We start from the raw sequence: 19246 nt of genomic DNA, 5'->3' as shown, positions 1-19246 counted from the left end.
TGTTTCGGTGGTCATAGCGTTAGGGAAACGCCCGGTTACATTCCGAACCCGGAAGCTAAGCCTTTCAGCGCCGATGGTACTGCAGGGGGGACCCTGTGGGAGAGTAGGACACCGCCGAACAATCTTTCAGCTCGGGTCCTCCGAATTTAATTCGGAGGACCCGAGCTTTTTTGCGTTGTACCGTCGGATGATGCGGTACGAGATACGGCCGGTGGCGCCGGCGGAGTGGCAGCGGATCCGGGCACTGCGGTTGGCAGCGCTCCAGGACCCGGTCAGCAGCATGGCCTTCGGGCGGACCTTCGAGGAGGAGTCCGCGCTGAGCGACACGGTCTGGCAGCGACGGGCGTCCGGTGCCGGATCCCAGCAGTTCGTCGCCATTGACCGTGACGCGGTCCGCAGGCCCGACGAGACCGACGGCGACAACGGCGGCACCTGGGTCGGCATGCTCACCGTCGTCGTCGAGCGCCCCGACTACTTCTCCGTCAACGCCGTCTATCTGATCCCCGAGACCCGTGGAACCGGGCTGGCCGAGCGCCTGTTCGCCGCCGCCATCGCCTGGGCCTGGGACCGTACCGACCGCGTGTACCTGTGGGTCCATCAGGACAACGTCCGTGCCGAGTCCTTCTACCAGCGCTTCGGCTTTATCCGGGCCGGCGAGACGATGAAGTATCCGCTGAACCCGTCCGAGACGGAGTACGAGATGGTGCTCTTCAGGGACCGCTAGGCCGCGCCGCCAGATGCCGCCGCCAGATGACGGCGAATCCGGCACCGTACTGCCGTACTGCCGTACTGCCGTACTGCCGTACTGCCGTACTGCCGTACCGCCGTACCGCCGACTTACGCGATGCGCGCCAAGTCGTCCGCCAGCACGGCCCCCCGGAGTGCTTCGCCGCGTGTCCAGCGCTCGACCTCGTCGACGGCGTAGGCGCCGAGCCGTTGGACTTCCGTGCCCTGGCAGCCCGCGATGTGCGGGGTGAGCAGGACGTTGCGGAGGCTGTGCAGCCGGTGGCCGCGGGGGAGTGGTTCAGGGTCGGTGACGTCGAGGTAGGCGTCGAGGCGGCCCGCGGCGCATTCGCGGGTGAGGGTCGCGGTGTCGACCAGCCGGCCGCGCGCGGTGTTGATGACGGAGGCGCCGTCGGGCATTAGGGCCAGGCGGCGGGCGTCGAGCAGGTGGTGGGTCTCGGGCAGATCGGGTGCGTGCACGGTCACGATGTCGGAGGTCGCGCACAGCTCGTCGAGGTCCACGAGTTCGGCGCCGAGAGCGGTGGCCTGGGCGGCGGAGACGTACGGGTCGGCGAGCAGGACGCGGAAGTCAGCAGGGGCGGCGAGGAGCCGGGCGATCACACCGCGGCCGATGCGGGAAGCGCCGATGACGCCGACGACGGCGCGGTCCGCGCCACGCCGGTCTCGGTAGCCGAGGAGTTGGCCGTCTGCGTACTCGGCGGCGGTGCCGAGTGCGCGGCGGGCGGCGAGGACGACGGTGGCCATCGTGAAGTCCACGACAGGACCGGCGTTGGCGTCGGCCGCCGACGAGACGGCGATGCCGCGCTGCCAGACCTCGGGTCCGACGTGGCCTTTGACGGTGCCGGCGGCGTGGATGACGGCGCCGAGCCGGGGCGCGAGGGCCAGGACGGCGGAGTCGACTGCGGGTGCGCCCCAGCCGGTGAGCAGCACGTCGGCGTCGGCGAGCGCGGACCGCGCGGCGGGCGTGGTGGTGTCGGTGACGAGGGCGGGGTGGACGGCCGCGAGGGCGTCGAGCCGGGTGCGCAGGTGGGCCGGAAGTACCAGGTCGAGGATGTCCGGACGCATCGCCAGCACCAGATTCGGACGCTCCGCCATGTCTGCCCCTCACGTGTCCGCTGGTCTGCGTGTGTCTGTGCACGGTGACGTGCTCGTGGTCGTGGTCCTGCTGTGGTCGTGCGCGTGTGTCGCCGTGCGTGCGAGTCGCCGTCCGCGCGCAGTGGTGTAATCGGTTTCTTTCTTCACCTTCGAGATTAGGGCCGACGCCATCGGAGGTCAACGTCTTGGGCTACGCGAGGGGTTGACCTGTCGTAGTAACCGGTTTAGGTTCCGTCCCACCTTAAGCGTCGAGGAGGACGCGATGGCGATTGCCGAACAGGACGCCACCAGCCGCGCCGATGCGGTGGGCGCGTCCGAACGACGCGTGAGACGCGCGAAACGCCTGACCCGTGGGGCCGGTGAGAACCGTGTGAAGCCCGAGCCCGGCTCGCGTCGCAAACGGCTGCGCAGGGATGCCGCCCTCGTTCTGCTGATGGCGCCCGGCGTGGCGTACTTCCTGCTCTTCCACTACGGCGCGATGGTCGGGAACGTCATCGCGTTCAAGGACTACGTGCCCTTCGACGGGCTCTGGGCCAGCCAGTGGGTGGGCTTCGCGAACTTCCAGCGGATGTTCGGCGACCCGGACTTCTGGGCCGCGGTCGTCAACACCCTGTGGATAGCGCTGCTCCAGCTCGTCTTCTTCTTCCCCGTGCCGATCGCGCTGGCGATGCTGCTGCACAGCCTGACCCGGGACAGCGTGCGGCGGTTCGTGCAGAGCGTGGCGTATCTGCCGCACTTCCTGTCGTGGGTCATCGTGGTGGCCCTCTTCCAGCAGGTGCTCGGCGAGACCGGGCTGCTCAACAGCGTGCTCGGCGACGCCCACCTGCACACCGTGAACATCATCGGCAACCCCGACGCGTTCAAGCCGCTGGTCGTGGCCCAGGTGATCTGGAAGGACTGCGGCTGGGGCACGATCATCTTCCTTGCCGCGCTGTCGCAGGTCGACGAGCAGCAGTACGAGGCCGCGGCGATCGACGGCGCGGGTCCGTGGCGGCGGTTCTGGCACGTCACGCTGCCGTCGCTGCGGCCGATCATCGTTCTTCTGCTGATCATGAGGCTCGGCGACATTCTGTCGGTCGGCTTCGAGCAGATGCTGCTCCAACGGCCCGCGGTCGGGCCCGAGGCGGCCGAGATCATCGACACCTTCGTCTATTACAAGGGCATCATCGGCGGCGACTTCGGCTATGCCGCCGCGGCCGGTCTCTTCAAGGGCGTCGTGGGCGCCGTACTCGTCTTCACCGCCAACAAGGTCGCGCACCGGCTGGGCGAGCAGGGGGTCTACCGATGAGCGCCGTTCAGTCCGCCGGCCGCACGCCTCGTACCGGCCCGGTCCGGCCGGCCCGTCCGGGGCGTTCGAGCCGCCCGGTCCGTCCCGTCCGCCCTTCGTGGATGGAGAAGCCGAAGCCCGTCACCCAGGCGGCCAAGGCGGTGGCCCTGGTCGCCGTCGTCCTCCTCGTCACCGTCCCGTTCCTGATCATCGTGTCGACCAGCTTCGCGTCCAACAAGGACGTGGTCGCCAACGGCGGCTGGGTGCTGTGGCCGGAACACCCCACCCTGCGCGCCTACCGGGAGATCTTCGACGGCAGCATCGTCACCCACGCGCTGTGGGTGAGCGCCGGTGTGACGATCATCGGCACGGCCCTCAGCCTCGCCTGCACGATCGGCCTGGCGTACGCGCTCAGCCGCCCCCAGGTCTTCGGCGGCAAGCCGATCCTGCTGCTGATCCTTTTCACCTTCCTCTTCCCGCCCGGCATGATCCCCGGCTTCCTGCTGGTCAAGGGCCTGAACATGCTCGACAGCTACGAGTCGTTGATCGCGCCCGTCCTGATCAATGTGTTCAACCTCGTGGTACTGCGCGGCTTTTTCCAGTCCATTCCCGAGGAGCTGTACGAGGCGGCCCGGCTGGACGGCGCGGGCGAGTGGCTGATCCTGCGCAGGATCGTCCTCCCGCTGTCCAAGGCGGCCCTCGCGGTCGTCGGGCTCTTCTACGCGGTCTCGTACTGGAACGCCTGGTTTTACGCGTCGATCTACCTCAACTCCGACCACTGGCCGCTCCAACAGGTGCTGCGCACGTATGTCATCGGGGGCGCGCAGCTCGCGGACTCCGGGGCCAGCGAGGCGGGGATGGTCTCGTCGCCCCAGACGATCCAGATGGCGGTGCTGGTGGTGGCGACCGTGCCGATCCTCGTCGTCTACCCCTTCCTCCAGAAGTACTTCACCAAGGGCGTGCTGACCGGCGCCATCAAGAGCTGAGCCGTACACGGACCGCGGAACGAGTGGCCGCGGACCGTGCCGCCGTACCCGTATCACCGCACCCGCACCCGCATCGCACCCGTACCCCTGAAAGGACTGACCGTGAGCACCTCGTCGTTCTCGCGGCGTACGCTGCTGCGCTCGATCGCCGCAAGTGGCGCCGCTCTGGCCGCCCCATCCGTTCTCGCCGCCTGCTCGTCCTCCTCGTCCGGCGGCCACGATGTGAGCAACGCGGGCAAGAAACTCGCACCGTGGCCGACGTACAAGCCGGTCAGCGGACCCGCGCCCGATCTGCCGGGGACGGCGGACGGGGTGCAGCCGGGTTATCTGACGTATCCGAAGAACCTGGTCAGCGCGGTCGCCGACAAGCCGGGCAACGGCGAGACGATCAAGGTGATGACGATCTCGTACGGGACGCCGCCGAAGCCCGCGTCGGAGAACAAGTTCTGGGCGGCGGTCAACAAGGCGCTGGGGGTGAACATCGAGTTCACGGTCGTGCCGGACTCCGACTACGACAACAAGATGGCCACCTTGATGGCGGGCAACGACCTGCCGGACGTCATCAACCTCGGCGGCGGGCACGTACTGCCGCGCGAGGCGCAATTCGTGCAGGCCAAGTGCGCGGACCTGAGCGAGTACCTGGCGGGCGACGCAGTCAAGGACTATCCGAATCTGGCGAACATCCCCACCTACGCGTGGGAGGACATGGGCCGGATCAGCGGGCGGATCCTCGGCATACCGGTGCAGCGGTCCGCGCCCGGCACCACGCTGTGGATCAACAACGACATCTTCAGTGCGGCCGGCATGAAGGAGGGCTGGACGTCGGACGACTTCTTGGCAGTCGCCAAGGAGGCGACGCACGGCAAGAAGTACGCGCTGGGCGCGGCGCAGCAGACCGGCTTCGGCTTCGCGGTGCACACGATGGCGTTCGGCGCGCCGCAGGAGTGGAAGCTCGACGGCGGGCACTTCGTCGACGCGTACGGCACGGACGAGTACAAGGCGGGCCTGGAGTTCATGCTGAAGCTGCGGCAGGCGGGAACGTACCTGCCGAACGCGCTCAGCACCTCCACCGTCGACTGCAAGACGCTCTTCTACAACGGCACGGTCGCGTCGATGGGTGACGGCTTCGGGGCGCTGACCACCAGCATCCCGAGTATCAAGGACGCCTTCGTCCTGGACGGCGCGGTGCCGTACGCGCCGTCGGGCGGTGGCAAGCCCGGCATGGAGCGGGCGCGCGGGATCTTCGGCTACACGGTGCTGAAGAAAGCGGCGCCCGAGCGGATCAAACTGATTCTGCGGGTGCTCGACTACCTGGCGGCGCCGTTCGGCACCAAGGAGTACGAGCTGACGCACTTCGGCATCGAGGGCACGCACTTCACGCGTGACGCGGAGGGCTCGCCGATACCGACGGACCTCGGTCTGGTGGAGAGCACCGTCAATCTTCCGATCAAGTACCTGTCCGACGCGCCGCAGGTGCTCTACCTGCCGGGGCGGCCGGACGACGTCAAGCGCGGCCACGCCTGGCAGGTGAAGATCGCGCCGATGCTCGTCCGCAATCCGCGGTTCGGCCTCCAGTCGGAGACTTTCACCCGGTCGGGAGCCACCATCGGGCAGTACCGGCTCGACACGATCGGCGCGATCGTGGCCGGGCACAAGCCGCTGAGCGCGTGGGACGAGGCGGTGAAGAAGATGCGCGGCGACGGCCTGGACAAGATCGCCGACGAGTACGCGGCGGATTACGCGGCCAACCACTGACGCCCTGTGCCTGCCGCCTGGTCCCGCACTACTACGCTGGGCGGCAGCGCAGGGGGCGCCGGGCGCTGCGTCGAATGGTGTGTTGAACGAAGCGCCGGGCGTGGGACCCGGCCTTGCGCTGAGCCTGGCGCCGGGCCTTGGGTCGGTCCTTGCGTTGCGTGTTGGCCGTCGCGGATCCGGAGCCGCGGGTCGCTGAGGAATCGGATGGCGGGGATGGCGGAGACTGCACCAGAGCCGGGGCCGGGTAACGGGCCGGGCGCGAGAAGCCCCCTGGGTGCGGGGACCGCGGCGGGTGCGGGCGGCGGGAGCCGGCGCGTGACCATCCGCGATGTCGCCGTCCGGGCGGGTGTCTCGGTCGCCACCGTCTCGCGGGCGCTCGCCGGGAACTACCCGACGTCGGCCGCCGCGCGCGCCAAGGTGCTGCGGGCGGTCAAGGACCTCGACTACGTGATCGACGGCCGGGCGCGGGCGCTGGCCGGGACCGGGCCCAAGACGGTCGCGGTGATCATGATGTCGGTTGACAGCTACTTCTTCGCCGCCGTCGCCCAGGGCGTGGAGCAGGAGGCCGCCGCGCGCGGCCGGCTGTGCATGGTGTGCAGCCACGGCGGTGACGAGGCGCGCGAGCTGGCGCTGGTGCAGATGATGCGCGAGCAGCGCGCCGAGATCGTGATCCTGGTCGGCGGCGCGGTCGAGGACGAGGCGTACCGCGTACGGCTGACCGAGTACGCGCACGGGCTCGCCGCCGCGGGCTCCCGGCTCGTGCTGTGCGGGCGCCCCGCGCCGAGCCCCGACACCCCGGTCATCGCGGTGGAGTACGACAACGAGGCCGGTGCGTACGCCGCTGTCAGCCACCTGCTCTCCGCCGGGCACCGGCGGATCCTCTACCTGGGCACGATGCCGGGGCACAGCACGGCCGAGCCGCGCGTGCGCGGTTACCAGCGCGCGCTGGCCGACCACGGTCTCGGGCCGGAGCACCAGCGGATCGCCGGTATCGGTCTCGGCCGCACCAACGGCTACAACTCCATGTGTGACCTGCTCGCTCGGTGCGACGGCAACCCCGACTTCACCGCGGTCTTCGCCGGTGACGACCTGGTCGCCGCGGGCGCGATGGCCGCCATGCGCGAGCGCGGGCTCCGCACCCCCGAGGACATCTCGGTGGTCGGCTACAACAACGACGATGTTTCCCAAGACCTCAACCCTCCCCTGACCACCGTCAACATCCCTTCCTACGAACTCGGCCGCGCCGCCGTCCGCCTCGCCCTCGCCGAAGAGGACGCCGCCCTCCCCGGCACCGCACGCGGCACCGCCCAGACCCGCCATCTCCTGGGCACGCACATCGTCCTGCGGGAGTCAGTGCGACGGCTCACGGCGGAGGAGTCGGCGCTTTAGGACCGCGGTCCTCTGCCTCCGCTCCCGCGGAAGGGCGGTCCCCGAGTTCTTCCCGGGTGCGGCCCTCCGCGCAGGCGTCCTCATCCCTTGCGGAGCAGCGAACCGAATCCCGCCGACCGCACGCGCGAAGCGAATTCCCTCTCGTCCAGACCGAATTCCTCCGCCGTCCGCCCCAGATGCCAGTCGTGCGCTGCCAGCCGTTCCAACAGGTGCCCGCGCCGAATCTGTGTCTCGGACAGACGAAAGGTCTTCAGGTACGCGATCCGACCGTCCGCCGCGGTGATGACCTCACCTATGTGGTTCTCCTCGCGGGGCCGAAAGGCCGGTACGAATCGCGACAGCGTGAACCCGCCCGCCCGGTACACCTTCCGCGTCGCGTACTCGGTATCCAGCAGCCCCGCCGCCATCGTCCCGTCGTGGAATTCCGCCCACGCCCGCTGTTCCGCGGCCACCGCTGCCCGCAGATCCGCCGTCGTCCGCACCAGCGTCTCGTCGATCCTCGGCACAAAGTCCGGCACGGCCGCGCTCAACAGGGCGTACTGGTAGATGAGTTCCCCGTACAGGTCCTGGACGAGCGTGGCGTGCAGCGCCCGGTAGTCCTCCGGGTGCGGTACGACGAAGGCCGCGGCGAGCGCGTCGGCCGCGTAGAGCAGCACCCCACAGGGCGACTTTCGGCGAATGAGTTATCCACAGGCTGGAAATCAGTTGCCCCACGAGGACGGCGTGGAGCGGATACTGATGATCAGTGACAGGCGGACATTGACAACTCAACAGGGAGCGGGGGAATCAGGGGCGCGAACCGGCCGGGCGGGCGGGCGGCGCGCCAGCGTTCCCGCCCGGGGGATCTCTCCCGCGTGTGCGCACACGCGGGCGGGCGTGTGGGCGCTGGCGTGCGGCCGGGCGCCCGCGCGCGGAATCAGCGGATGCGGACCGCGTCCGGGATCGACGGCGGGAGCGTGTCGGCCGTCTCGTCGCCCAGGGCCAGGCGCATGTCGGCGTGCTGCCACAGCGGCGCGTGCCAGCGCGCGAGCGCCTGTTCGGGGGAGCGCAGGACGGCGAGGGTGGGCAGACCGGAGTGGTGACCGGTACTCAGCAGGTCGGACAGGCCCGGGAGCGGGGCCAGTGCGGCGACGTCGTCCAGGACGAAGGTCAGTGGTGGGTCGAGCCGACCGGCGGATGACGTTGCGGCCATGCGCCGGCCGTGCTCGACCACGCTGGAGACGAGTGCGGTGAGCAGGGGCATCGCACCCAAGTGGGTCCGCGGATCCTCGATGCGTTCACCCACTACGTAAAGTGTGCCCCTTTCCGCGACGAATGACTCCACGTCGAGCCCACCTGAGCGCGGTGGATTGCAGGCGTCGCGGATATGTACCGCGTTCAGCGGTTCGAGGGTCTGCCGGATCAACGCCTGCGCGGCGTCCCGGCGTTCGGGGTGGGCGTGCAGCACCGACTCCAGTTCGCCGCTCCAGCCAGAGGCGGCCTCGGTGTCGGTACGCAGGATCCGCACCGCCTCACCGGCCGCTGAACCGCTCGCCGCCCAGCGCTGCACCTGGCGGAAAGGCCCGCCGTCCAGGGCCGCCGCGTGCAGCCAGCAGCGCAGCAGTGTCACGGCGGTGTCGTGGACGATGGCCTCGTCGGCGCGTGCGGGCCGCAGCGGCGCCAGCAATGCGCCCGCGCGTATCCCTGCGGTCTCCGGTCGCTCGCAGCCGCCGTGCGGCGCCCACCGCAGCCGGCCGGGCACATCGAGGAGGTGCGCCGGATCGTAGACGTGGACGGGACCGAGCTTGCTGCGGTTGCCGACGGTCTGCTGGTACGTGTCCGGGTCCGCAGTGGTGACCACAGCGGGTCCCGCGGCGGCCAGGACCGCGGGCTGCACGATCCGCTTGGACTTGTCGCCGCGCGGGCTGGCGAACAGGGCGTAGGTGCGGGTGACTTCACCGCCGGGCAGCGGGTCGGCGGCGGGGTGCGGGATCGGGGCGGCGGCCACGGTGCCGGTGGGCCCGGCCGCTTCGGTGGCCGCGGCGGGGATCGGCTCGAAGGCCGTGGTCGGCGCGTCCTCGCGCGGACCCGCCGCACCCGGCACGGAACGGAACCAGGCATCAAGGCCGTCGTCGCCCGCGGCCTTGGACCCGACCGGCTGCCCGCGGCGGCGGCGCGGCGAGGGAAGCGGGGCGCGATCCACCGGCGCGGGCGCCGCCTCCGGGGCCGGGGCGGGCGGTGCCTGGCGGAGTGCCCTGAGGCGAGCGCGGGTGCGGGCCACCGCGTTCAGCACGAAGACGGTCAGGACGAACAACACCATGAACTGGCTGATGAAGATGCCCCAGAACAGCCCGGAGCCGGGCAGTTGGCCGGTCGGTGAGTCGGGCCAGGCCGCGGCGACGTCGTGCGGTTCCGCGATCAGGTGTCGCATGGCCTGGGGGGTGCGGGTGAAGTGCACCTCGGCGGGCCAGCCGCCGTGCGAGAGGACACCCGCGATGCCGGTGGCCGTCCACACCAGCAGCGTCACGCCCAGCAGGAAGCCGAGGACGCCGACGATCAGACCGTCGGGCAGGCCCCCCGAGGACTCACGTTTCCTCCCGGCCATCTCACCCCACCTCTCATGCCACCGCGTCGTCGGCCAACTGCTTGGCCAGCGCCACCTCGGCGGCGGCGTGTGCCTCGGCACGGGCCTCGGCCTCCGCCTCCGACGCCGCTTCGGCCTCGACCTCCGCCTCGTGCTCCAGCGAGGTCTCGGTCATCGCGCGGTCGGTGAAGACCAGGGGCCGTTCCGCCTCGGTGATCAGGTGCTTGACGACCTGAACATTGCCGTTGACGTCCCAGACGGCGATGCCGGGGGTGAGCGTCGGGATGATCTCCACCGCCCAGCGTGGCAGGCCGAGCACCCGCCCGGTGGCGCGCGCCTCGTCGGCCTTCTGAGCGTAGATGGTTCGGGTGGAGGCCATCTTCAAGATGGCGGCGGCTTCCTTCGCCGCGGCCCCGTCGACGACGTCCGAGAGGTGGTGGACGACAGCGACGAAGGACAGGCCCAGGCGGCGGCCGAACTTCAGCAGCCGCTGGAAGAGCTGCGCCACGAACGGCGAGTTGATGATGTGCCAGGCCTCCTCGACCAGGAAGATGCGTTTCTTCCGGTCGGGCCTGATCCAAGTGTGCTCCAGCCACACACCGACGATCGCCATCAGGATCGGCATCGCGATCGAGTTGCGGTCGATGTGGGAGAGGTCGAAGACGATCAGCGGCGCGTCCAGGTCGATGCCGACGGTCGTGGGCCCGTCGAACATGCCCCGCAGGTCACCGTCGACCAGCCGGTCGAGTACCAGGGCCACGTCCAGGCCCCAGGCGCGGACGTCGTCCAGGTCGACGTTCATGGCCTCCGCCGACTCCTCCAGCGGGTGCCGAAGCCTTTCCACGATGTCGGTGAGGATCGGCTGCCGGTCGGTGATCGTCTCGATCACATAGGCGTGCGCGACCTTCAGCGCGAAGCCGGACCGCTCGTCGAGACCGCGGCCCATCGCGACCTCGATGATCGTACGGAGCAGCGCGAGCTGGCCGGTGAGGGTGATTGCCGGGTCCAGGGGGTTGAGCTTGATGCCGCCGTCCAGCGCGGCCATCGGGTCCAGCCGGATGGGAGTTAATCCCAGCGACTTCGCGATGAGGTTCCACTCGCCGACGCCGTCCTCGCCCTGCGCGTCGAGGACCACGACCTGCCGGTCGCGGAAGCGGAGCTGGCGTAGCACGTAGGTCTTCTCCAGCGCCGACTTGCCGTTGCCGGACTCACCGAGGACCAGCCAGTGCGGGGCGGGCAGTTGCTGGCCGTAGAGCTGGAAGGGGTCGTAGATGTAGCCCTTGCCCGAGTACACCTCGCGGCCGATGATGACGCCGGAGTCGCCGAGGCCGGGAGCGGCGGTGGGCAGGTACACCGCCTGGGCCTGGCCGGTGGAGGTGCGCACCGGCAGCCGCGTCGACTCGACCCGGCCGAACAGGAAGCTCGTGAACGCGTCCGTGAGCGCCGCAAGAGGGTCCAGCATGGGCATGGCGGTGGCCTCCTCGTACGGGCGGACTAGCGGCGGATGCCGGTCGCGAACGGCAACGTATTAACGAATGCCCGGTGGTGCTCACGATCGCACCACTCAAGCTTCAAATACGACTTACCGGCGGAAGCGCGAATGGTGCGCTTGTCGCGCGCCAGCGCTTCCGGGGAGCGCGAGGACACCGTGATGTAGCCGACGAGGTTGACGCCGGCGGCGCCGCTCGCCAGGTCCTCGCCGCGCTGGTCGATCCGCCCGTGGTGGGCGACGTCGCGCGGGTCGACGACCCGGTTCATCTTCGCGGCGCGGCTGGCGTCGGCGTCATCGTTGGTCTTCTCGGTCAGCATCCGCTCGATGGCCACATCGGTGGGTTCGAGGTCCATGGTGACCGCGACCGTACGGATCACATCGGGGGTGTGCACCAGCAGCGGCGCCAGGAAGTTCACCCCGACCGGTGTCATGGGCCACTCCTTGACCCACGCGGTGGAGTGGTTCCAGGGCGCGCGGGTCGACGACTCACGGGTCTTGGCCTGCAAGTACGTCGGCTCGGTCGCGTCCAGCTCGGCCGGCCAGGCGTTGCGGCGGGTCATCGCCTGGATGTGGTCGATGGGGTGGTCCGGGTCGTACATCGAATGCACCAGCGACGACAGCCGGGCCTGGCCCAGCGGCTGCCTGACCCGGATGTCCGCCTCGGCGAGACGGGCGCAGATGTCGTTGAGCTCACGGGCCATCACCGCGGCGAGTCCCGCGTCCTTGTCGACCTTCACGCCGCGGCCCGAGGTGGCGCGTGCCATCGCGTTGCCCTCGGCGGCCAGTTCGCGCGTGAAGTGCATGCACGCCACCAGATACGCGCGGTGCTGCTCGGAGGAGGTCGACACCATCGACTGGAGCTGGTCGTAGGAGTCCTTGAGCCAGTTCTCGGCCGCCGGGTCACCGCGCTGGGCGACGTCCTTGGCGTGGGCGTCCGGGTCGGCGGGCAGGGTGCGGGCGAGCATCTGAAGCCGGGTCACGAAGCCGTCGCCGTTGGCCACATGCTTCAGCAGGGTGCCGAACCGCTCGACCAGGGCTTCCTGGTCCTCGCTGTCGCGCAGCCCGACGCCGGGCCCCTCGATCTCGATGGCGGCCGTCACCGTACGCCGGTCGACGTGCAGCAGCACCGCGATCTCGTCGGGCCCGAACGGCGCCGCGAGCCAACTGATCCGCCCGATCCCCGGCGGCGGCCCGACCTCGACCTCGCGCCCGTCGAGCCCGATCCCGGCCTCCTCGATCCCCGACCGGTAGGTGGGCGAGACCCGCAGCGTACGGCGGAAGGTGCGGTTGATCTCGAACCAGCGGTAGAACGTGCGCCGCCGGTACGGCATGTACACCGCGGCCAGGGCGAGCATCGGCCAGCCGACCAGGCCGACGATGCGCAGCAGCAGTACCGGGACCAGCAGGCCGCACAGCATGCCGAGGCCCGCCCCGGCCACGATCAGCGCGATCTCGCCGGTCTCCCGGTTCTTGCCCACGATCGCGTTGGGCCGGGCCTTGCCGATCAGATACGTACGGCGCGGCTGGGTGAAGGGCTGGGTCGTCACCGGCGATCACCTCCCTGCGAATTGCCGTTGTTCGATCCTGAGCCCGAGCCTCTGCCGAAGTTCGAGCCGAAGTTTCCGCCCCCGAAGCCGTTGCCGCCCGTCCGCGAGCCGCCGCCGGAGCCTCCGCTGCCGCCGCTCCCACCGGACGGCCCCGGATTGCCCGTACGGCTGCTGTGCGCGGCCACCCCGCCCGCCACCGGGTTCGACGGCTGCGAGCCGCCGCCCTGCGCCTGCTCCTGCGGGCCGCCGCGCGCGCTGTGCGTGTTGATGCCCTGCCGCACCAGCGCCGCGGGCGACGAGATCACCGCGGCGGCCTGGCTCTGGCCGCTGGCCTTGCGGTTGTTCCGCAGATTCACCACGTCGTCGCCGAAGCCGGGCACGAAGCGGTAGATCATCGCGCTCGCGAAGATCGCCAGCAGGATGATCGACAGGCCGGACACCACCGCTGAGAACGCGTCAGGTCCGTCCTTGGACGACGACAGCGCCCCGGCCAGACCCAGCACGATCACGATCACCGGCTTCACCAGGATCACCGCGATCATGATCCCGGCCCAGCGGCGCACGTGGCCCCACATGTTCTTGTCCACCAGACCCGCGTACACCGCGGTGCCCAGCAGCGCCCCCACGTACAACAGGGCCGCCCTGATCACCAGCTCGAGCCAGAGCACACCGGCCGCCAGGATCGACACCATCGACACCACGATCAGCATGATCGGGCCGCCGCCGATGTCCTTGCCCTTCGTCAGCGCCCCCGAGAACGATCCGAAGAACACATCCGTGTTCGACGACGTCCCCGACGAGATCACCTCCGTGACCGCGTCCGTCGCCGTCACCACCGTGTACAGCACCAGCGGGGTGAACGCCGACGCCAGCACCGTCAGCCACAGAAACCCGACGGCCTCCGTCAACGCCTCCGTCAACGGCACCCCGCGCACCGCCCGCTTCGCCACCGCTAGCAGCCACAGCACCAGCGTCAGAATCGTCGACGCCGCGAACACCACCGCGTACTGCCGCAGAAACGCGGTGTTCGTGAAGTCGACCTGCGTCGTCTTCGTCACCGCCTGGGACAGCTTGTCGATCGTCCACGCGGCGGCATCGGCGCAGCCCCGCCCGAGGGACGTGAGCGGGTCGAGCGTGGTGCTGGAGTCGGTGCCGCCCTTGGTGGAGGTGGAGGGCGCGCCGTTCTCGCAGTACGACTTGGCCGGGCCGATCAGCAGGGCGCACGAGTCGCTGCTGGGGGTCGGGGCGGTCGTGCTGGGCGCCGGCGGGGCGGCCATGGCCCGGCCAGCCAACAGGACCAGGCCTGCTGGCAGACCGGTCAGGACGGCCATGCGCGCGGTCACGCGCAGACCTCGGCTAGCGGGCATAGGTGAACCCTCCGTACTCCTCGACCGCCTTGGTGATGTCCGGGGCACTCGCGGCGGGCACATCACCAGGTACGGGGGCCGGACCCGACGTCTGCGCATCGGATGCGATCTTCCAGTCGTTGCCGGACCACGTGAGCGTGAAGGTCCAGGTCATCCAGTCGGTACGGACCGGGTCGGTGGAGCCGGTGCCCGCCATGCCGATCAGGGCCATGTACCAGACCGACACCCGCGCGGTGTCCGCGGTGTACGACTCGGTCTTGGTGCCCACGGGGACGGTGCGGGAGATGAAGGTCTTGCCTTGTGGTGCTTTGCCGCTCGCGTCCAGGCCCAGCTTGGCGAGGAAGTCCGCCGAGTACGCCTGGTCCAGCGGACCCTTGAGCTTCGCGGCGGCGGTCGGGGTGTAGATGGTGTCCACGATGTGCTGACGGGAGTCGGCGGTGAACATCTCGACCCCGCCCATCGCCACCGCATAGTTCGCCGCCGCCGACTGCGCCCCCTCCTCGCTGTGCGCGAAGCCGGAGGGGATGCCGCCGCTCTTGCCGGTGACCGGCTTCTGGCCGGAGGGGGCGGTCGCGGCGTCGGTGCCGGTCTTGCCCCCGCTCCCGCCACCGCCGCTGGAGCCGGCGGTGGCGCCGGAACCGGCCGCCGTGCCGTTGTTGGCGGAGCCGGAGGAGGACGGGTGGGAGCCGCGGTTGGCGAAGGCCAGGGCCGCGACGAGGAGGGCGATGACGCTGACGACGGTGACCAGGGCGCGCCGGGGCTGGGGGCGGCGGGCACCGCCTCCGTGGCCGCCGTGGCCCTCCGGCATCCGGGTCCTGGTCGGGGGTCCGTCCTGGCCGAGGCTCATCGTGCCTTCGCCCCCTGGGGCGCCCGCGCCGCGGGCACGCCGGAGCGGCGTGTGGCACGGACGGCACCGCTGCTTGGTTGAGTGGGCATCAGCACGCAGCCTCAGGTGGGAAGGTGGAGCCTGGGACGGGCTCCAGGGACGTCGACGGAGAAGCGGATACGAAGCGGGACGGGCGGCTGTTTCCAGCGGGTCTCGGGTCTCGGGTCTAGACGGCCATCCCGTACACGATGGTGAACAGCGTGCCGAGTGATCCGATGATGAACACGCCGGTCAGCCCGGCGATGATCAATCCCTTGCCCTGTTCCGCGCTGAAGGTGTCGCGCAGCGCGGTCGCGCCGATCCTCTGTTTCGCCGCGCCCCAGATCGCGATGGCCAGGCACAGCAGGATCGCCACCGCCATGACCACTTCGATCATCACGCGTGCTTCATTGCCGAGGGACCCGAAGGGTCCCCAGTCCGGTGCGATGCCACCGATGATGGTGTTGATGTCGCCCTTAGCGGCTGCCACGAACATGTAACTCACCACCCCGCTCGATCAGTTGGCTCCCTCGCCGGGGCGCAAGGGTCCAGGGTCTATCTTGGCCGAGGATGACGCTGTTGCATGTCGACTCAACGACTTTCTCGGCGGATCGTCCGTGTGATCCGGCCCGTAGCCGTCAAAATAGTGCGTGGACCGGTGTTCGATAGGACGTAGACGACTACTCTGTGTATCACGAGCGTCACCTTAGGGCAACGATAGGAACGTACGAGACCGTACGAGTGCGTGTTCGGGAACCGAGAGGAAGGGCCGTCCTGTGGCGCGGAAGATCTGGCTCCCCGTCATTATCGGCTGTGGCCTGTGCTTTTCGTTCCTCGCGCTGCTCGTGGTCGGCACGTACTCGGCCGCGGCCGGGCTCGCGGGCGGTGGCGGCGGCGGGACGGTGACGCTCGCCAAGGGATCGGTTCCGGCCATATATCAGCCGCTCGTCCAGAAGTGGGGCAATCTCTGCCCCGCGCTCAACCCGGCGCTGCTGGCCGCGCAGCTCTACCAGGAGAGCGGATGGAACCCGCGGGCGCAGAGTCCGGCCGCCGCGCAGGGCATCGCGCAGTTCATTCCGGGCACGTGGGCCACCCACGGCATCGACGCCAACGGTGACGGCAAGGCGGACGTCTGGGACCCGGAGGACGCGATCCCGTCGGCCGCCTCGTACGACTGCGAGTTGGCGTCGTACGTGAAGAACGTGCCGGGCGACCGGACGGCGAACATGCTGGCGTCCTACAACGCGGGCGCGTACGCGGTGATAAAGGCGGGCGGTGTCCCGCCGTACGCGGAGACCCGGAACTACGTGAAGATCATCACCAGCCTGTCGAAGAGCTTCGCCGCGCCGGTCGGCCGGGTCGCGCCGTCGCAGCAGGCGGCCGGGGCGATCTACTACGCGCAGCAGCGGCTCGGCACCGACTACCTGTGGGGCGGTGAGGGTACGGCGGCGCAGGGCGGGCGGTTCGACTGCTCGGGGCTGACGCAGGCCGCGTACCACTCGGTGGGGATCGAACTGCCGCGCGTGGCCAACGACCAGTGGAACGCGGGAGCGCACCCGTCGCGGGCCGAACTCCTCCCCGGCGACCTCGTCTTCTTCGCCACCGACCTGACCGACCCGCGCACCATCCACCACGTCGGGATCTACGTCGGCGGCGGCTATATGATCGACGCGCCGCACACCGGGGCCAAGATCCGCTTCGACCCGATCGGCTCGGCGGACTACATCGGGGCGACCCGCGTCACGCGTGACGGTGCGGCGGCGCTGCCGACGGCTCTGTAAGTCCCCGCCGCTCGCGGCTTTCGTGTCAGCTCTGCGTAAGGCTCTGGCCTGTGCGCCGGGCCGCAAATGGGCCAGATCGTCCTCTCCGGTCACCCTTGGATAACGGCATGGTGATCTTCTGGCGAAGACCGGAACGCTACGTAGCGTGTCGGTCGTTGTACGGGGGAGAATGGCGCGGGACGCAAGCGACGGGGGTTGCAGACGAGCCGAGCCGTACAGGCACAGTCAGTGAGTTGCTAGGTAAGGGGCACCACCCATGGCAGCGGTCGCCAATGACAGCGTGAACCCCGACATCAGCCTGCTCCGCGACATCAACGACCTGGCCAAGCACGCCCCGCGCGGTGTCGACCGGGCCGTGGAGTTCATCGGAGAGTACGGGCTGATCGGCCTCGCCGTACTGCTGGCCGCCCTGTGCTGGTGGCGGGTCGCCCGCCGCGCTCCGGTCCCGGACGCTCCGGCCGCCGTCGCCGGTGTGCTGTGGTCCGGCCTCGCCGCCGCCATCGCCCTGCTGCTCAACATCCCGATCCGCGCACTGGTCCAGCGGCCGAGACCCTTCGTGGACCACGACGGCATCGACGTCCTGGTCCACGGCAAGACCGACTACTCCTTCGTGAGCGACCACGCCACGCTGACCGCCGCCATGGCCGTCGCCCTCTTCATGGTCAGCCGCAAGGTCGGCACCGTCGCCATACTGCTCGCCCTCGGCGAGGGCTTCTGCCGCGTCTACATGGGTGTCCACTACCCCACGGACGTCATCGGCGGCTTCGCCCTCGGCGCCGCCACCGCCCTCCTCCTCGCCCCCCTCGCCCTGGCCCTCCTCACCTCACTCACCACCGCGGTCTCCCACTCCCGCGCCGCCTCCCTCATCCACTCCCGCCACCGCCTAGCCACCACCACCCCCGCACCCCCGCGCCGCGGCCAGCCCTACCCCCACCAAAGCGCCCACGACAAGGACCTCGCCGCGTAGGCGGTGCCGCGGGCGAACGGGTGGGGCCGTGTGAAGCATGCCGCCGAAGGGGAGGGAACGAAGCGTGGCCGACGATGTGTGGATCGACGGAATCGACCTTGAGCCAGGTGAGCGCCTGATTGCCCATGGCGGCGTCAAATTCGCCACCGGGCACTTCGGGATGGTCGACGGATTGCGCTTCTTTCGGGACTTCCAACGTCGGGACATCTCGGAAAGCCTGCCGGACTGGCCACCTAGTGACGCCCCGACCGAGGTGCCGGTCAAGCACACCCGTCAGACGGCGTTGCGCAAGGCCGGTCGTTTCACCGAGTCCGCCTTGTCGTTGGTCATGTCCCTTGCCGTCGTCAGCCGGGACAGCAACGCCATCCCCGCCAACCTTGACCGGGCCAACGAATACGACGACTTCCCCGTGCTGTGGGCGGACCCTGACACGGTCGCGTACGGCGCCCCCTGGCAACTGGATCCTGGCCGCAATACGGACAAGCCACAGGCTGTCGTCTGGCTGACGCAGCGGCGCGTGGTGTTCACCGATCCCGTGGGCGAGCCGCTGTGGGAGGTGTCGCGGGGCAAGCTCAAGGCCACGTCGTTGCGAAGGCTCAACAACCTGATTCCGGACGTTGTACTGACGTTCACGGACGGATCGTGGATCCGGCTTGCCACCACCGACTACAAGGACATCGAGTTGCGCGGGCGACTGGCTTCGCTCCGCCCCGAAGTCACACCTGACCAGGCGAAGTAGTTCCCACTGCCTCGCCCACTGCCTCGCCCGCCGCGTGCGCGTCCACGGTAGGAAACGCGACGCTCTTCAGGACGGTTCCCAGCATCACCGAGAAGTTCTCCCAGTACTCCATGGCGGCGGTCTCCAGCGTGAGAACGGCCAGGCACGGTCCGTTGGGGAACGGGACGTACGCCTGCAACCGGCCCATGCGCAGCGGCGCGTCCTTGCCCGTCGCCGTGTAAGCGCCGTTGAAGGTGACTTCCTGCACCGAGATGCCTGCCACCGCCGGGCCACATGCGAGATCGAGCCGCAGGACGTCGACTCCGGCGGCGGTACGGGCGAGCACCTCCTGAATGCCGTTGGCGGCGATCTCCGGCGACGCGTGCTGTGAGGGCACGACCGCGATCGTGAACGAACACTGCGCCACACCGCCCGAGCCGGTGTCGAAGAATCCCATGGCGGCGAACTCCAACCCAGCACCCAGCATCGCGTCCGTGACGCCGTCGTAGACCGGGGCGAAGCCGTTCCAGATTCGGTCGTCACCGTTCGGGTAGATCTCCCGCACCAGCCGTCCCAGCGCTTCCCGCCGTTCCTCGCCCGCGGCCGCCGTATCCAGTGGCAACGGATGGAAACCGTCAGGGAGTTCAAAGAAGAAGGGCGGAATGTTCTGTTCGGTGCCCTGGGTCGTGACTGACATGGATGTCCGTCCT

General features: G+C 69.6%; 17 protein-coding genes and 1 rRNA gene. 9 read left to right on the top strand and 9 right to left on the bottom strand.

Going from position 1 to position 19246, the window contains the following annotated elements; translation table 11 throughout:
• The first annotated feature begins 3 nt into the window (after positions 1-3).
• Both rrf and BGM09_RS33820 read left to right on the top strand, forming a co-directional pair.
• A 5S ribosomal RNA gene (rrf, locus tag BGM09_RS33825) occupies positions 4-120 on the top strand.
• A 70-nt stretch (positions 121-190) separates the two neighbouring features.
• Entirely contained in the window at positions 191-724 is a 534-nt protein-coding gene (locus BGM09_RS33820) for a GNAT family N-acetyltransferase (RefSeq protein ID WP_188285561.1), read from the top strand.
• Between the two features lie 113 nt (positions 725-837).
• Here BGM09_RS33820 and BGM09_RS33815 read toward each other — a convergent pair whose 3' ends face one another.
• The gene (locus BGM09_RS33815; RefSeq protein ID WP_188285560.1) at positions 838-1839 is read right to left on the bottom strand and encodes a hydroxyacid dehydrogenase; all 1002 of its coding nucleotides are present in this window, start codon (positions 1837-1839) and stop codon (positions 838-840) included.
• Between the two features lie 433 nt (positions 1840-2272).
• On the opposite strand from BGM09_RS33815, the gene BGM09_RS33810 reads away from it, so the two are divergent.
• From BGM09_RS33810 to BGM09_RS33795, 4 genes are all read left to right on the top strand, one after another.
• A complete protein-coding gene (locus BGM09_RS33810) occupies positions 2273-3127 on the top strand; it encodes an ABC transporter permease (RefSeq protein WP_188285565.1) in 855 nt (284 codons plus the stop codon).
• A 101-nt stretch (positions 3128-3228) separates the two neighbouring features.
• Positions 3229-4092: a carbohydrate ABC transporter permease gene (locus BGM09_RS33805; protein ID WP_188285559.1), complete on the top strand. Its 864-nt coding sequence runs from the start codon at positions 3229-3231 to the stop codon at positions 4090-4092.
• 102 nt (positions 4093-4194) lie between these two features.
• Complete coding sequence (locus BGM09_RS33800) at positions 4195-5847, top strand: extracellular solute-binding protein (protein WP_188285558.1); 1653 nt, start codon at positions 4195-4197, stop codon at positions 5845-5847.
• A 315-nt stretch (positions 5848-6162) separates the two neighbouring features.
• Positions 6163-7236 carry a LacI family DNA-binding transcriptional regulator gene (locus BGM09_RS33795; protein WP_317452991.1) on the top strand — a complete coding sequence of 358 codons (1074 nt, stop codon included), beginning with the start codon at positions 6163-6165 and terminating at the stop codon, positions 7234-7236.
• 80 nt (positions 7237-7316) lie between these two features.
• On the opposite strand, the gene BGM09_RS33790 is transcribed toward BGM09_RS33795, so the two are convergent.
• The 7 genes from BGM09_RS33790 to BGM09_RS33760 all read right to left on the bottom strand — a co-directional run bounded on the left by BGM09_RS33790 (position 7317) and on the right by BGM09_RS33760 (position 15566).
• Positions 7317-7892 carry an ARPP-2 domain-containing protein gene (locus BGM09_RS33790; protein WP_188285556.1) on the bottom strand — a complete coding sequence of 192 codons (576 nt, stop codon included), beginning with the start codon at positions 7890-7892 and terminating at the stop codon, positions 7317-7319.
• Positions 7893-8152: 260 nt separating this feature from the next.
• Complete coding sequence (locus tag BGM09_RS33785) at positions 8153-9820, bottom strand: type IV secretory system conjugative DNA transfer family protein (protein ID WP_188285555.1); 1668 nt, start codon at positions 9818-9820, stop codon at positions 8153-8155.
• Positions 9821-9833: 13 nt separating this feature from the next.
• The gene (locus BGM09_RS33780; protein WP_188285564.1) at positions 9834-11261 is read right to left on the bottom strand and encodes an ATP-binding protein; all 1428 of its coding nucleotides are present in this window, start codon (positions 11259-11261) and stop codon (positions 9834-9836) included.
• Between the two features lie 32 nt (positions 11262-11293).
• Entirely contained in the window at positions 11294-12838 is a 1545-nt protein-coding gene (locus BGM09_RS33775; protein ID WP_188285554.1) for an SCO6880 family protein, read from the bottom strand.
• Positions 12835-14205, bottom strand: a complete 1371-nt coding sequence (locus tag BGM09_RS33770; RefSeq protein WP_188285553.1) for a hypothetical protein — start codon at positions 14203-14205, stop codon at positions 12835-12837. Before BGM09_RS33770 ends, BGM09_RS33775 begins: the two co-directional genes overlap by 4 nt.
• Positions 14195-15052: a hypothetical protein gene (locus tag BGM09_RS33765; protein ID WP_188285552.1), complete on the bottom strand. Its 858-nt coding sequence runs from the start codon at positions 15050-15052 to the stop codon at positions 14195-14197. Before BGM09_RS33765 ends, BGM09_RS33770 begins: the two co-directional genes overlap by 11 nt.
• 205 nt (positions 15053-15257) lie before the next feature.
• A complete protein-coding gene (locus BGM09_RS33760; RefSeq protein ID WP_093717809.1) occupies positions 15258-15566 on the bottom strand; it encodes a hypothetical protein in 309 nt (102 codons plus the stop codon).
• Between the two features lie 280 nt (positions 15567-15846).
• Between BGM09_RS33760 and BGM09_RS33755 the strand changes: the two genes are divergently transcribed.
• The 3 genes from BGM09_RS33755 (at position 15847) to BGM09_RS33745 (ending at position 18557) form a co-directional block, all read left to right on the top strand.
• Positions 15847-16851: an NlpC/P60 family protein gene (locus BGM09_RS33755; protein WP_188285551.1), complete on the top strand. Its 1005-nt coding sequence runs from the start codon at positions 15847-15849 to the stop codon at positions 16849-16851.
• A gap of 256 nt (positions 16852-17107) precedes the next feature.
• A complete protein-coding gene (locus BGM09_RS33750) occupies positions 17108-17818 on the top strand; it encodes a phosphatase PAP2 family protein (protein ID WP_188285550.1) in 711 nt (236 codons plus the stop codon).
• Positions 17819-17882: 64 nt separating this feature from the next.
• Entirely contained in the window at positions 17883-18557 is a 675-nt protein-coding gene (locus BGM09_RS33745; RefSeq protein ID WP_188285549.1) for a hypothetical protein, read from the top strand.
• Here BGM09_RS33745 and BGM09_RS33740 read toward each other — a convergent pair.
• Positions 18535-19233 carry a hypothetical protein gene (locus BGM09_RS33740; protein WP_223187971.1) on the bottom strand — a complete coding sequence of 233 codons (699 nt, stop codon included), beginning with the start codon at positions 19231-19233 and terminating at the stop codon, positions 18535-18537. The genes BGM09_RS33745 and BGM09_RS33740 overlap by 23 nt on opposite strands.
• Positions 19234-19246: the final 13 nt, after the last annotated feature.

The organism is Streptomyces sp. CBMA29 (assembly GCF_014596445.1).
GTDB lineage: Bacteria > Actinomycetota > Actinomycetes > Streptomycetales > Streptomycetaceae > Actinacidiphila.
The sequence above is the reverse complement of the archived record's forward strand: the minus strand, read 5'-3'. Positions and strand labels throughout refer to the sequence as shown.

Excerpts from the sequence above, each read along its gene's own strand:
- BGM09_RS33760 (WP_093717809.1), bottom strand. The coding sequence starts at position 15,566 with ATGTTCGTGGCAGCCGCTAAGGGCGACATCAACACCATCATCGGTGGC.
- BGM09_RS33770 (WP_188285553.1), bottom strand. The coding sequence starts at position 14,205 with ATGCCCGCTAGCCGAGGTCTGCGCGTGACCGCGCGCATGGCCGTCCTG.
- BGM09_RS33750 (WP_188285550.1), top strand. The coding sequence starts at position 17,108 with ATGGCAGCGGTCGCCAATGACAGCGTGAACCCCGACATCAGCCTGCTC.
- BGM09_RS33740 (WP_223187971.1), bottom strand. The coding sequence starts at position 19,233 with ATGTCAGTCACGACCCAGGGCACCGAACAGAACATTCCGCCCTTCTTC.
- BGM09_RS33810 (WP_188285565.1), top strand. The coding sequence starts at position 2,273 with ATGGCGCCCGGCGTGGCGTACTTCCTGCTCTTCCACTACGGCGCGATG.
- BGM09_RS33765 (WP_188285552.1), bottom strand. The coding sequence starts at position 15,052 with ATGAGCCTCGGCCAGGACGGACCCCCGACCAGGACCCGGATGCCGGAG.
- BGM09_RS33815 (WP_188285560.1), bottom strand. The coding sequence starts at position 1,839 with ATGGCGGAGCGTCCGAATCTGGTGCTGGCGATGCGTCCGGACATCCTC.
- BGM09_RS33820 (WP_188285561.1), top strand. The coding sequence starts at position 191 with ATGCGGTACGAGATACGGCCGGTGGCGCCGGCGGAGTGGCAGCGGATC.
- BGM09_RS33785 (WP_188285555.1), bottom strand. The coding sequence starts at position 9,820 with ATGGCCGGGAGGAAACGTGAGTCCTCGGGGGGCCTGCCCGACGGTCTG.
- BGM09_RS33780 (WP_188285564.1), bottom strand. The coding sequence starts at position 11,261 with ATGCTGGACCCTCTTGCGGCGCTCACGGACGCGTTCACGAGCTTCCTG.
- BGM09_RS33805 (WP_188285559.1), top strand. The coding sequence starts at position 3,229 with ATGGAGAAGCCGAAGCCCGTCACCCAGGCGGCCAAGGCGGTGGCCCTG.